Here is a 12,084-nt window from a genome sequence, read left to right on the forward strand (position 1 = left end):
AATGACATCGAACGACGGAGTCGTGAGATGACCCCCGCTGGAGTAGCCTAAAGAACAGGCGATGCAGCTTTAGCTGCGAGCCCCGTGAAAAAAGGTGAATCGGTACGCAGGTTAGAATTGATTCAACAAAATGATTAACCATCAACAAGCATGTATGTAGTTTTTAAGGTACAAAGGGAAAGAGGAAATCAGGAGAAAAATCAGTACATGGATTTTTCTCCTGATTTTGTTGTATATGATCATACATCTCCCACCATTTACATCTCCTTTTCCATATGCTACAATAGGTAAGACCAAAGGAGCCTGACCAGACTGTGAGGAGGTGTAGGCTTCGATCTTTGAACTTGATTGGGGTAATTTCATCGTAAGGAGGAAAGAAAAGAGTATGTTTAATTTTCTTGTGACTGCCGAAGGCGGTCTAACAACGGCAGGATATGTCGTATCTGTTATTGCAGTCCTGATTTTGATAATTCTGATAGCAGTATTACTTCAGAAAAACACATCTGTATTAAAATTTACCACACAGCAGCTGGTTACCTGTGCAGTAGCATTGGCACTTGCATATGTAACCTCCTACATTAAGATATTTAAACTGCCATTTGGCGGATCTGTGACCTTGTTCAGTATGCTGTTTATTGTTCTGATCGGTTACTGGTATGGCATTAAGGTAGGAATTCTTACCGGCCTTGTATATGGGATTTTTCAGTTCCTCCAGGAGCCATATGTCCTTTCATTTTTTCAGGTATGCTGTGATTACATTCTGGCATTTGGAGCCATGGGACTTTCAGGATTATTTACAAAATCCAGAAAACATGGTCTTCTAAAAGCATACATAATAGCAATTCTGGCAAGAGGGGCATTCCATGCACTTGGCGGATATCTTTACTGGATGGATTATATGCCGGATAATTTTCCGAAGTCTCTGACAGCTTTGTATCCGATCATTTATAATTACAGTTATATTCTTCTGGAAGGTGTACTGACGATCGTAGTGATTTCTATTCCGGCAGTATCCAGTGCACTTGGGCGAATGCGAATAATGGCAACTGGTGGAAACCGACAATCTGCAGCCACCGAAAAATAATTAATACAGACACATAAATAAAAAGAGATCGTTCAAGCTATTACGATCTTTTTTTTATTGAAAAATCGCAAAAAGTTATATAAAACAAACCAAAAACACAAAGAATACTTTTCACCTAAAGAAAGTTGTGCTATGATAATCAGGCGGAATAATTTCCCATTCAAACGGATGAATGCAAGTCCCCGCCCACAGTTTATTGCTTCTCGCAACCACATAGGAGACTTCCTTGATTCGGTTAAAATATTACAGACAGATATAACATATCTGAATATATAAAATACAAAAGAAAAAGCAGCCATACAGTTGCGAAAAGGAGGAGAAAAAGATGTCTAAGAAAATCGAACGAAATGATCCCTGCTGGTGTGGAAGCGGAAAAAAATATAAAAAATGTCATGAAGCATTTGATGAAAAAATGGAACTCATGAAAAAGAAGGGGTATGCAGTTCTTGACCATGATCTGATCAAGACACCTGCACAGATCGAGAAGATCAAAGAGAGCTGCAAGATTAATGTTGCAGTTCTTGATTATGTTGCAGAGCATATCAGACCAGGTGTAACGACACAGCAGATCGATGACTGGGTACATGAAGAAACAGTACGTCATGGCGGAATTCCGGCACCACTTGATTATGAAGGTTTTCCAAAAAGTGTATGTACATCTATCAACGAGGTAGTATGCCACGGAATCCCGGATGAAGAAATTGTTTTAAAAGAAGGTGACATTGTCAATGTAGATGTATCTACCATTTATCAGGGATATTTTTCTGATTCCTCCCGTATGTTCTGTATTGGGAAGGTAAGTCCGGAGAAGGAGAAGCTTGTCCGTGTGACAAAAGAATGCGTAGAGCTTGGCCTTGAACAGGTAAAACCATGGACACCGATCGGAAATATGGGAAGTGCCGTACACAAACATGCAGTGGAAAACGGCTATACAGTTGTGAGAGAAATTGGCGGACATGGTGTAGGTCTTGAGTTTCATGAAGATCCATGGGTAAGCTACACATCTAAGGAAGGTTCAGGTGTACTCATGGTACCAGGAATGATCTTTACTATTGAACCGATGGTCAATATGGGATCTGATGAAATCTATACAGATGAGATCGATGACTGGACAGTGCGGACAGAGGATGGACTGCCATCGGCACAGTGGGAGATCATGGTCCTTGTCACAGAAACAGGACATGAGGTCCTTTGCTGGTAAAAGCCCTCGAAAATCTGGAAAAAAAGTCCTTGCAATGAGAAGTTATCTAGTGTATAATCACAGATGTTGTGATAAAAGATGGTCCTCTGTTACCATATGTGTATTAAGAACATCCAGTATAATTAAGGAGAGAAAGAAATGAACGAAATTATTAAGAACATTGAGTCCGCTCAGCTGAAAGCTGAAGTACCGCAGTTCCGCGTAGGAGACACAGTAAGAGTACATGCGCTGATCAAAGAGGGAACACGTGAGCGTGTTCAGATCTTCGAGGGTACAGTACTTAAGAGACAGGGCGGAAGCACAAGAGAGACTTTCACAGTAAGAAAGAGCTCCAATGGTGTTGGTGTTGAGAAAACATGGCCGCTTCATTCCCCACATGTAGTTAAGGTTGAGGTTATCCGTCATGGTAAAGTACGCCGTGCGAAACTGAACTACCTGAGAGATCGTGTAGGTAAAGCAGCTAAGGTTAAAGAGCTTGTAAAATAATTTCATAAGTAAAGAGGCAGGGACAATAACATTTGCTATTGTCCCTCTTTTTACATCAGTGCGTATGCGTGTAAAAGCACATACAGGGGATAGAATATGGGATTAAATAAGAAGATAAATATTGAAAATCTGAAGGAAAACAGAGCTGTTTCCGAAGCAAGGGAGAAGCTTCGTGATGACAGGACAAGAGGAATCGTGAAGTGGGTATTTGAAATTATTGTGACCCTGGTTTTTGCTGTGCTGGTTGCAATCTCTGCATTTCAGACTGTGACATTGCAGGAAAGTGCCATGGAACCCACGTATTCTGTAAGTGAAAAGTTTTTTGTAAACAGGGCTTTATATAAGATCAGTTCACCAAAACGTGGAGATGTGATCGTTTTTAAAACAAGCGCCAGTGATTCGGCAGCCCTGCATATCCGACGTGTGATCGGCCTTCCTGGGGAGACTGTTCAGATTAAAGACGGGAAGATCTATATCAACGGCAAGGTTTATGAAGAAAACGGAGCTTATCAGGATATGACAGATGGAGGACTTGCGAATAGTGCTATAACTCTGGAAAGCGGGGAATATTTTGTCCTTGGTGATAATCGCAATAACAGTGAAGACAGCCGCTTCAGCGATATCGGAAATATCAGTAAGAAGTACATTATCGGGAAAGTTTGGTTTACAGTTTCTCCGAAAAATAAAATAGGTTTTATAAAATAGATCAAAGTAAACAGATTAAAGTACAGATAAATGAGGTGAATTATGAACGTACAGTGGTATCCAGGCCATATGACGAAGGCGAAGCGTCAGATGCAGGAAGATATCAAGCTGATCGATCTGATCATTGAGCTTGTAGATGCAAGAGTTCCTCTTTCCAGCCGAAATCCGGATATTGATGAGCTGGGAAAAAACAAGGCACGTATGATCCTTCTCAACAAAGCAGATCTTGCCGATGAGAGACAGAACCGTGCCTGGATGGAATACTTCAAAGAAAAAGGAATCTATGCGGTAAGTATTGATTCCCGCAATAAGGGATCTATGAAGGCCGTTTCTGCGGCGATCACAGAGGCATGTAAGGAAAAGACAGAGAGAGACCGGAGACGAGGAATCAAAAACCGTCCGGTACGTGCGATGGTTGCAGGAATCCCTAATGTTGGAAAATCAACATTTATCAATACCTTTGCAGGAAAAGCCTGTGCCAAGACCGGTAATAAACCAGGAGTTACAAAAGGAAAACAGTGGATACGTCTGAATAAAAGTGTGGAGCTTCTGGATACCCCAGGAATTCTCTGGCCGAAATTTGAAGATCAGGAAGTTGGAATGCGTCTTGCCTATATCGGTTCGATCAAGGACGATATTCTGAATATTGAAGAACTTGCCCTGGGTCTGATCGGATATCTGCAGGAGTTTTATCCGGCAGCGATCAGAGAGAGATACAATGTAGAAGAAGAGCTGAAACCGTTGGATATCCTTACTGCAGTTGCAAAAGCAAGAGGATGTCTGAAAAAGGGCGAAGAGCTTGACTATGAGAAAGCATCCCGCCTTTTGCTGGAAGAATTTCGTTCCGGAAAACTGGGAAAAGTGACTCTGGAGTTTCCAAAAGGACCGGAGGAAGTGTAATGGAAACAATGAAAGATATCAAGGCGCGTTTTGCGTCAGCGAAGGAGGGCGAATATAACGCCCTTTTTCGTCATTATGAAAATGATGAGAGAAGCGGTGTACAGAAACTGATCCAGCAGTATCACAAAAAGCTTCAAGCTTTGGAGGATGAGTGTGTACGTACAGAGAGCATGAAGAAATATGAACATGAATATGAGCATCTTGGATATCTTTGTGGGATCGATGAGGTGGGAAGAGGCCCTCTTGCCGGACCGGTAGTCGCCTGTGCGGTGATCCTTCCGAAAGACTGCAATATTTTATGGCTGAATGATTCTAAAAAGCTTACAGCTAAGAAGAGAGACGAATTGTACGATGTGATCCTGGAGGGAGCAGTTTCTGTTGGAATCGGAATGGCAAGTCCGGAGAGGATTGATGAGATCAATATCCTGCAGGCAACCTATGAGGCAATGCGTCAGGCAGTGAGCAGGCTCTCTGTACAGCCACAGCTGCTTTTGAACGATGCGGTTACCATACCGGAAATCCAGATTCCGCAGGTACCCATCATCAAAGGTGATGCAAAAAGTGTATCCATTGCGGCAGCAAGTATTGTTGCCAAAGTGACCAGAGACCGGATGATGGAAGAATATGATAAGGTTCTTCCGGAATACGGATTTGCCTCCAATAAAGGATATGGTTCTGCAGCGCATATTGAAGCACTGAGGAAATATGGACCAAGTCCGATACACAGAAAAACATTTATCACACATTTTGTATAAAAATACTTAAGATACCGACATCAAAAACAGAAAGGTTTTGTTTATCTGAAGGAAAATAGAAGACAGAAGGGCAGCTATTATGAAGGAATTGCTGCAGCGTTCCTGGCAGAAAAGGGGCTGCAGATCAAGGAAAGAAATTTTCGCTGCCGAAGTGGTGAGATCGATCTTGTTGCGAAGGATGGAAGATATCTGGTGTTTATTGAAGTGAAATACAGAAAGAACGGAAAGAGTGGAAGTCCTTTTTCAGCGGTAGGGAGAGAAAAACAGCGGATCATCAGCAAAGTGGCAATGTTTTATCTGATTGCCCATGGATACCGGGAGCTGCCTCCCTGCCGTTTTGACGTAGTAGGAATTGATGGAGAGAACATCCACTGGATAAAAAATGCTTTTGATTTTTGCAGTTGAAAGGACTGGTCACATAAGATGAAAATAAAATGGTATAAAGATAAACAGCTAATGAATGTAAATCAGAAGAATGAGGTTACCTGGCTTACATATCCTGCTTTTGAGAAATTTCCCGGGATCGTACATGGCTTCAGTACCCGTCTGGGAGGAGTAAGCCAGGGGATTTATGAATCTATGAACTTAAGCTTCACAAGAGGGGATGATGAGGCTGCGGTGAGGGAAAATTATCGCAGACTTTCTGATGCTATGGGATTTTCCATGGAAGATATCGTAACCTCTGATCAGACACATACCACCAATGTACGTGTGGTCACGGAAGAAGACAGAGGAAATGGGATCACAAAACCAAGGCCTTATACAGATGTGGACGGAATGATCACCAATGTGCCGGGACTGGTGCTGGCAACGTTTTATGCGGACTGTGTACCACTTTTCTTTATAGATCCGGTACATAAAGCTGTGGGACTTTCTCATTCCGGCTGGAGAGGTACTGTAGGAAAGATTGGTAAAGCGACGGTGGAAAAGATGACTGAGGAATTTCAGACAGATCCTTCAGAGCTTTATGCAGCCATTGGTCCTTCTATCTGTCAGGATTGCTATGAAGTCAGTGAAGATGTGATCGATCAGTTTAGAGAGGCGTTTGAAGAAAAATACTGGGATGTGCTTTTTTACAGAAAACCAGATGGGAAATATCAGCTGAATCTGTGGGAGGCGAACAGGAGGATCTTTCTGGATGCAGGCATAAAAGAAGAGCGGATCTCAATGCCGGGCATCTGCACCTGCTGTAATCCGCTCTTTCTTTACTCACACAGGGCTTCTCACGGGAAACGTGGAAACCTGGGAGCATTTATTACTGTTCGTTGACTTTTTTCATGAGATTCATGATCTTTTCGTTGCTGGAACGAACCTTCTCGACAGATACATCATGATTGATGATATCGATGATACTTGCAAGATATTTGCTCATATTTGCTTCGATATAGTATGGACGGTCAAGAAGCTCAGGAATACGATAGTTAAGGTTGGTTGTGATGACTCTGTCCAGCCAGCCTTTTTCGTAATATTCATCAAATTTGGCTACGCCATCTGTAAACAGACCGTAGGTTGTGCAGACGAATACACGTCCGGCTTTACGCTCTTTAAGCTGACGGGCAACATCCAGCATACTTTCTCCGGAAGAGATCATATCGTCGATGATGACAACGTCTTTGCCCTCTACGGAATCTCCGAGGAATTCGTGAGCAACGATCGGGTTCTTTCCGTTGACAACGGTGGAGTAATCACGGCGTTTGTAGAACATACCCATATCGACTCCAAGGATATTGGAGAAGTATACAGCACGGGACATAGCACCTTCATCCGGGCTGATGATCATGAGATGATCATTGTCAAGCTTGAAATCAGGGACATTTTTGACCAGAGCCTTCAGGAACTGGTATGTGGGGAAAAAGTTATCAAAGCCCTTCAGCGGAATAGAGTTCTGTACACGTGGGTCATGAGCGTCAAAAGTAATGATGTTGGAAACGCCCATGGCACTTAACTCGCGAAGTGCAAGTGCACAGTCAAGAGACTCCCTCTTAGTGCGTCTGTGCTGACGTCCCTCGTAAAGGAATGGCATGATAACGTTGATGCGGTGTGCTTTACCGGTGGCTGCGGAGATGATTCTCTTCAGATCCTGGTAATGATCATCCGGAGACATGTGGTTTTCATGACCGCATACGCTGTAAGTAAGACTGTAATTGGTCACATCTACCATGATATAAAGGTCTGTTCCGCGGACAGATTCCTTGATGTAACCTTTACCTTCACCGGTCCCGAAACGTGGGCATTCGCAGTCTACAAGGAAAGATTTTTCTGCATATCCCTGTGGGATGATGGTGGATTTCTTGGCGGCTACAAGTTCTTTACGGAATTTAACCAGCTTTTTGTCAACCTCCTCGGCCAGTTCGCGGCATCCGGCAAGTGCGGCGATTCGGATCGGGGCAACAGGCATAGACTTTTCCAGCAATTCTATGTTTGGCATAATATTCCTCCTAAGTGTATGTCATTAAAAATTCTCAGTCTATTTATAACATCAGACCCACGTGTCAGTCAAGGTGTTTTCTCAAAGTGTTGATTTTTAAGAGCAAAGTTGTTATTATATACGGGATAGAAAAGGGAGATAATGATGAAATTAAGAAAGCATATGATTTCCAGGGTGCTGCCCGACAGTATTGCCGAGGAGCTGGGGCTGGAGCCGGGAGACAGACTTGTGTCTGTAAACGGACAGCCTGTGGAAGATGTCTTCGATTACCGGTATCTCATGAATGAAGAGCTCGTGGTGCTTCTGGTAGAGAAGCCTGATGGCGAAGAGTGGGAGCTGGAGGTAGAGAAGGAATATGAGGAAGACCTTGGAATAGAATTTGAGAACGGAGGACTGATGGATGACTATCGCTCCTGTTCAAATAAGTGTATGTTCTGTTTTATTGACCAGATGCCGCCGGGTATGCGTGAGACGCTGTATTTTAAGGATGATGATTCCAGGCTTTCCTTCCTTCAGGGAAATTATGTTACGCTTACCAATATGAGTGAGAAGGATATTGAACGTGTGATCCGCTATCATCTGGAACCAATCAACATTTCGTTCCAGGCAATGAATCCGGAACTCAGGTGTAAAATGCTGCATAACCGCTTTGCAGGAAAGGCTCTGGATAAGGTGGATATGCTGTACAATGCGGGAATCACCATGAATGGACAGATCGTACTGTGTAAGGGTGTCAATGACGGAGACGAGCTGGAATACAGCCTTGAAAAGCTTTCTGCTTATGCGCCGATCCTTCAGAGCGTTTCTGTTGTACCGGTAGGACTTACCAAATACAGAAAAGGTCTCTATCCTCTGGAACCTTTTAATAAGGAAGATGCTGAAAAAGTCCTGGGGCAGATCGAACGCTGGCAGAAGATCATGATGGAAAAATATGGGATCCATTTTATCCATGCTTCAGACGAATGGTATATTCTGGCAGACAGGGAGCTTCCCTGTGAGGATGAATATGATGGATATCTGCAGCTTGAGAATGGTGTGGGAATGCTCAGGCTTCTGGAAACAGAAGTAAAAGAAACGCTGGAGGGGCTTTCCGGTGACGACCGTAAGGTGACAGGCAGGATCGCCACAGGAAAACTGGCGGCGCCTTTTATCGCACGCCATATAAAAGAGATCCAGAAGAAATATCCCAATGTGCAGATTTCGGTCACAACCATCGAGAATCGTTTTTTCGGTGAAAAGATCACAGTGTCCGGTCTGATCACCGGGCAGGATCTGAAAGAGCAGCTTTCCGGTCTTGACCTTGGAGAGAAGCTTCTGATCCCATGCAGCATGCTGAAAGGTGATGAGGAGATTTTTCTGGATGACATGACACTGGAAGAACTTTCGGAAGCACTGAACACAGAAATTGTAATCGTAGACACAGGAGGACATGATCTGGTGGAAGCCGTGATCTACCCTCCGGAACATAAACAAACAAGAAGGAGACAGATTTATGAGCAAACCAGTAGTAGCAATAGTGGGAAGGCCTAATGTAGGCAAATCCACTCTGTTTAACGCTCTGGCAGGTGACAATATTTCCATAGTAAAGGATACACCGGGAGTAACCCGTGACAGGATTTACGCAGATGTCACATGGCTTGACAGGACATTTACCCTGATCGATACAGGTGGAATTGAGCCGGACAGCAGCGATATCATCCTCTCCAGAATGAGAGAGCAGGCACAGATCGCCATTGATACGGCAGACGTGATTATTTTTATCACAGACGTCCGTCAGGGCCTTGTGGATTCCGATGCCAAGGTGGCAGACATGCTCCGCCGCAGCGGCAAGCCGGTACGTCTTGTAGTTAACAAGGTAGACAGCCACCAGAAATATATGATGGATGTATATGAGTTTTACAATCTTGGAATCGGAGAACCGATCCCGATTTCCGCAGCTAACAGACAAGGCCTTGGAGACATGCTGGATGAGGTGATCAAAGAGTTCCCGGATAAGAGTGAAGAGGAAGATCAGGATGATATTCCGAAGATCGCCATTGTAGGAAAGCCGAACGTGGGAAAATCTTCTCTGATCAATAAGCTTCTTGGAGAGGAGCGTGTGATCGTATCCAATATTGCAGGAACCACACGTGATGCTATTGACACAAAGGTTACCTGGAACAAAAAAGATTATATTTTTATCGATACCGCAGGACTTCGACGCAAGGGTAAGGTAAAAGAAGAGATCGAGCGCTACAGTGTTATCCGTACTGTGACGGCTGTAGAGCGCGCAGATGTGGTTGTAGTTGTGATCGATGCCTCCGAGGGTGTTACCGAGCAGGATGCTAAGATCGCAGGAATCGCTCATGACAGAGGAAAGGGTATTATCGTAGCGGTAAATAAATGGGATGCCATTGAGAAAAATGACAAGACCATCTACAAGCATACGGAAAAGATCCGTCAGATCCTTTCCTTTATGCCATACGCGCAGATCATCTTTATCTCTGCAAAAACAGGTCAGAGACTTCCGAAGCTTTTCGAGAATATCGATACAGTTATCGAAAATCAGACACTCCGTATCCAGACAGGTGTTCTTAATGAGATCCTTTCTGAGGCAGTCGCTCTTCAGCAGCCGCCGTCTGACAGAGGAAGAAGACTGAAGATCTTCTATATGACACAGGTTGCGGTAAAACCGCCGACATTTGTTATCTTTGTCAATGACAAGGAACTGATGCATTTTTCCTATGTAAGATATCTGGAGAACAAGATCAGAGATGCTTTTGGATTTTCTGGAACTTCTCTGAAATTTATCATCCGCGAGCGCGGGGAAAAGGAATAAAAGTATGGAACGTATTATTTGTCTTGTTATCGGTTATGCATGCGGGCTTTTTCAGACAGGCTATATTATTGGAAAAATCCACAAGACAGATATCAGAAAGCATGGCAGCGGGAATGCTGGTACTACGAATGCCTTCCGGACCTTTGGAAAGAAGGCGGGAGCGATCACCCTGCTGGGAGACTGCCTGAAGTGTGTACTGGCTATTGCGATCGTGAGAATGGTTTATGGAAATTCCATGAATGGTATCCTTCCGCTTCTTATCCTTTATGCGGCATTAGGATGTATCCTTGGACACAATTTTCCGATTTCTATGGAATTTCGTGGCGGAAAGGGAATTGCTGCTTCTGTGGGCATGATCATTGCTTTTGACTGGCGGATATTTATTGTATGTGCAGTTGTCTTTTTTGCGCTGTTCTTTACAACTCATTATGTATCGCTTTGCTCTCTCAGTGCATATGCGGTGGCTTTTATCCTGGTCCTTGCTTTTGGGCATATGGGAAAATATGGGATGGATCAGCCGCATACCGTTGAGCTTTATATTGTGATGGCAGTTCTTACAGCAATGGCGTTCTACAGACACAGGGCAAACATTGTAAGACTGTTTCATGGAACAGAGAATAAGGTGTTTTTAAGCAGTAAGAATAAAAAATAAGAGGTAAGATTTATGGCAAAAATCAGCGTACTGGGTTCGGGAAGCTGGGGATTAGCCCTGGCACTCCTGTTGCATAATAATGGCCATGAAGTCCTTCTTTGGTCAGCAAGACCGGAGAATGCCCGGAAACTCCGGGAAAAAAGAGAAAATCCTGACAGGCTTCCGGGGGTACGGCTTCCGGATGAGATCGATGTCCTGACGGATATGGAGCGTGCACTTAAGGACGTGGATGTGACAGTTCTGGCAGTAGCTTCCCCGTATATCCGGAGTACTGCACACAAGATGGCACCGTTTGTCTGCAAGGATCAGAAGATCGTCAATGTTGCAAAAGGTATTGAGGAAAAGACACTGAAAACACTCAGCGAGGTGATCGAAGAAGAAATCCCGCAGGGTAATGTAGCTGTACTTTCCGGTCCAAGCCATGCGGAAGAAGTAGGACGCGGACTTCCTACAACCTGTGTGATCAGCGCACATACACAGGAAACTGCGGAATACCTTCAGAGCATTTTTATGAGCCCTGTGTTCCGCGTGTATACAACACCGGATATCCTTGGGGTGGAACTTGGCGGAGCACTGAAAAATGTGATCGCACTGGCAGCAGGTACTGCCGACGGCCTTGGATATGGAGATAATACCAAGGCGGCACTGATCACCAGGGGAATCACGGAAATAGGAAGACTTGGTAAAAAAATGGGGGCGCAGATGGAAACCTTTTACGGCCTGTCCGGGATTGGCGACCTGATCGTGACTTGTGCAAGTAAGCATAGCCGTAATCGAAAGGCCGGATATCTGATCGGCCAGGGATATACGATGGAAGAAGCTATGAAAGAAGTGCAGATGGTTGTGGAAGGTGTTTATTCTGCAAGAGCTGCAAGAGAGCTTGCGGAGAAATATGAGGTGGAGATGCCTATCATAACGGAAGTGAACCGCGTACTGTTTGAAGGAAAATCAGCAGCGGAAGCAGTAATGGACCTGATGCTGCGTGATAAAAAAGTGGAAACGCCCATGCTCCCGTGGGAAAATGCGTGAGCGGATCAGTTAAATATTTCCGGGTT

General features: G+C 44.2%; 13 protein-coding genes. 12 read left to right on the forward strand and 1 reads right to left on the reverse strand.

Annotated features, from left to right (window positions below):
* Nucleotides 1-385 precede the first annotated feature (385 nt).
* From LKD46_RS05695 to pgeF, 8 genes are all read left to right on the forward strand, one after another.
* Nucleotides 386-1,084, forward strand: a complete 699-nt coding sequence (locus tag LKD46_RS05695) for an energy-coupled thiamine transporter ThiT (protein ID WP_227573914.1) — start codon at nucleotides 386-388, stop codon at nucleotides 1,082-1,084.
* Nucleotides 1,085-1,409: 325 nt separating this feature from the next.
* A complete protein-coding gene (locus LKD46_RS05700) occupies nucleotides 1,410-2,285 on the forward strand; it encodes a methionyl aminopeptidase (protein WP_227573915.1) in 876 nt (291 codons plus the stop codon).
* Nucleotides 2,286-2,423: 138 nt separating this feature from the next.
* Entirely contained in the window at nucleotides 2,424-2,771 is a 348-nt protein-coding gene (gene rplS / locus LKD46_RS05705; RefSeq protein ID WP_015525316.1) for a 50S ribosomal protein L19, read from the forward strand.
* A 96-nt stretch (nucleotides 2,772-2,867) separates the two neighbouring features.
* Nucleotides 2,868-3,476 (forward strand): signal peptidase I, encoded by a 609-nt coding sequence (gene lepB / locus LKD46_RS05710; RefSeq protein WP_118369132.1) that lies wholly within the window; start codon nucleotides 2,868-2,870, stop codon nucleotides 3,474-3,476.
* Between the two features lie 42 nt (nucleotides 3,477-3,518).
* The gene (gene ylqF / locus LKD46_RS05715) at nucleotides 3,519-4,376 is read left to right on the forward strand and encodes a ribosome biogenesis GTPase YlqF (protein ID WP_227573916.1); all 858 of its coding nucleotides are present in this window, start codon (nucleotides 3,519-3,521) and stop codon (nucleotides 4,374-4,376) included.
* The gene (locus LKD46_RS05720; protein ID WP_227573917.1) at nucleotides 4,376-5,131 is read left to right on the forward strand and encodes a ribonuclease HII; all 756 of its coding nucleotides are present in this window, start codon (nucleotides 4,376-4,378) and stop codon (nucleotides 5,129-5,131) included. Before ylqF ends, LKD46_RS05720 begins: the two co-directional genes overlap by 1 nt.
* Nucleotides 5,132-5,176: 45 nt before the next feature.
* Nucleotides 5,177-5,536: a YraN family protein gene (locus LKD46_RS05725; protein ID WP_227573945.1), complete on the forward strand. Its 360-nt coding sequence runs from the start codon at nucleotides 5,177-5,179 to the stop codon at nucleotides 5,534-5,536.
* Nucleotides 5,537-5,554: 18 nt separating this feature from the next.
* Entirely contained in the window at nucleotides 5,555-6,400 is an 846-nt protein-coding gene (gene pgeF, locus LKD46_RS05730) for a peptidoglycan editing factor PgeF (RefSeq protein WP_118514523.1), read from the forward strand.
* Here the strand turns inward: pgeF and LKD46_RS05735 are convergent.
* Nucleotides 6,387-7,559: a ribose-phosphate pyrophosphokinase gene (locus LKD46_RS05735; RefSeq protein WP_059085936.1), complete on the reverse strand. Its 1,173-nt coding sequence runs from the start codon at nucleotides 7,557-7,559 to the stop codon at nucleotides 6,387-6,389. The genes pgeF and LKD46_RS05735 overlap by 14 nt on opposite strands.
* 144 nt (nucleotides 7,560-7,703) lie before the next feature.
* On the opposite strand from LKD46_RS05735, the gene LKD46_RS05740 reads away from it, so the two are divergent.
* From LKD46_RS05740 to LKD46_RS05755, 4 genes are read left to right on the forward strand one after another with little or no spacing between them, the layout of a single operon-like run.
* Complete coding sequence (locus LKD46_RS05740; RefSeq protein ID WP_118514489.1) at nucleotides 7,704-9,089, forward strand: DUF512 domain-containing protein; 1,386 nt, start codon at nucleotides 7,704-7,706, stop codon at nucleotides 9,087-9,089.
* Nucleotides 9,052-10,377 carry a ribosome biogenesis GTPase Der gene (der, locus tag LKD46_RS05745; RefSeq protein ID WP_015525309.1) on the forward strand — a complete coding sequence of 442 codons (1,326 nt, stop codon included), beginning with the start codon at nucleotides 9,052-9,054 and terminating at the stop codon, nucleotides 10,375-10,377. The genes LKD46_RS05740 and der overlap by 38 nt, the downstream gene beginning before the upstream one ends.
* A gap of 4 nt (nucleotides 10,378-10,381) precedes the next feature.
* Entirely contained in the window at nucleotides 10,382-11,029 is a 648-nt protein-coding gene (gene plsY / locus LKD46_RS05750; RefSeq protein WP_118624902.1) for a glycerol-3-phosphate 1-O-acyltransferase PlsY, read from the forward strand.
* A 12-nt stretch (nucleotides 11,030-11,041) separates the two neighbouring features.
* Complete coding sequence (locus LKD46_RS05755) at nucleotides 11,042-12,058, forward strand: NAD(P)H-dependent glycerol-3-phosphate dehydrogenase (RefSeq protein WP_227573918.1); 1,017 nt, start codon at nucleotides 11,042-11,044, stop codon at nucleotides 12,056-12,058.
* The last annotated feature ends 26 nt before the right edge of the window (nucleotides 12,059-12,084 follow it).

The sequence above is a fragment of the Blautia fusiformis genome, from assembly GCF_020686995.1.
Taxonomy (GTDB): Bacteria; Bacillota; Clostridia; order Lachnospirales; family Lachnospiraceae; genus Blautia_A; species Blautia_A fusiformis.

Excerpts from the sequence above, each read along its gene's own strand:
- LKD46_RS05695 (WP_227573914.1), top strand. The coding sequence starts at position 386 with ATGTTTAATTTTCTTGTGACTGCCGAAGGCGGTCTAACAACGGCAGGA.
- LKD46_RS05700 (WP_227573915.1), top strand. The coding sequence starts at position 1,410 with ATGTCTAAGAAAATCGAACGAAATGATCCCTGCTGGTGTGGAAGCGGA.
- rplS (WP_015525316.1), top strand. The coding sequence starts at position 2,424 with ATGAACGAAATTATTAAGAACATTGAGTCCGCTCAGCTGAAAGCTGAA.
- lepB (WP_118369132.1), top strand. The coding sequence starts at position 2,868 with ATGGGATTAAATAAGAAGATAAATATTGAAAATCTGAAGGAAAACAGA.
- ylqF (WP_227573916.1), top strand. The coding sequence starts at position 3,519 with ATGAACGTACAGTGGTATCCAGGCCATATGACGAAGGCGAAGCGTCAG.
- LKD46_RS05720 (WP_227573917.1), top strand. The coding sequence starts at position 4,376 with ATGGAAACAATGAAAGATATCAAGGCGCGTTTTGCGTCAGCGAAGGAG.
- pgeF (WP_118514523.1), top strand. The coding sequence starts at position 5,555 with ATGAAAATAAAATGGTATAAAGATAAACAGCTAATGAATGTAAATCAG.
- LKD46_RS05735 (WP_059085936.1), bottom strand. The coding sequence starts at position 7,559 with ATGCCAAACATAGAATTGCTGGAAAAGTCTATGCCTGTTGCCCCGATC.
- LKD46_RS05740 (WP_118514489.1), top strand. The coding sequence starts at position 7,704 with ATGAAATTAAGAAAGCATATGATTTCCAGGGTGCTGCCCGACAGTATT.
- der (WP_015525309.1), top strand. The coding sequence starts at position 9,052 with ATGAGCAAACCAGTAGTAGCAATAGTGGGAAGGCCTAATGTAGGCAAA.
- plsY (WP_118624902.1), top strand. The coding sequence starts at position 10,382 with ATGGAACGTATTATTTGTCTTGTTATCGGTTATGCATGCGGGCTTTTT.
- LKD46_RS05755 (WP_227573918.1), top strand. The coding sequence starts at position 11,042 with ATGGCAAAAATCAGCGTACTGGGTTCGGGAAGCTGGGGATTAGCCCTG.